Source organism: Phaeodactylibacter luteus, from assembly GCF_007993045.1.
In the GTDB taxonomy this organism is placed as follows: Bacteria; Bacteroidota; Bacteroidia; order Chitinophagales; family Saprospiraceae; genus Phaeodactylibacter; species Phaeodactylibacter luteus.
Genome location: NZ_VOOR01000239.1, coordinates 1 through 331, shown reverse-complemented (window position 1 = coordinate 331; position 331 = coordinate 1). Strand labels below are relative to the sequence as shown.

At 54.7% G+C, this 331-nt stretch carries 1 protein-coding gene; it reads right to left on the bottom strand.

Annotated elements, in window-relative coordinates; all coding sequences use genetic code 11:
• On the bottom strand, positions 1-331 hold a 331-nt coding region (locus FRY97_RS22750), incomplete at both ends, for a hypothetical protein (RefSeq protein WP_170254902.1).

The following is a 331-nucleotide window of genomic DNA, read 5'->3' as shown; positions in this document are numbered from 1 at the left end:
CAGTTGGGTTGCCGTTCTCATCTTCAATATTGATGGTCAGCACGTTCTCGCCGATAGCTGCGAACAGCTCCAGTGAGTAAGAATCGAAACCTGTCTGAGTCAGTACGAAAGATGGGCCAGGGTTTACACCAGCGTTAGCGTTGGTGAAAGTGATCTCAGCGTCGGTCAGGCCAACTTCTGCAAAGCAGTCGTCGCCCAAGCCTACTAACCATACGAGCTGTGCGCCGCACTCGCCTTCAGGGGCGTCGTAAGAGAACGCATCAACACCGCCACCTGCGCCGTCCTCAACGAGGATACCGCCTGTAGAAGTAATGAATGCCGTAGGGCCTTG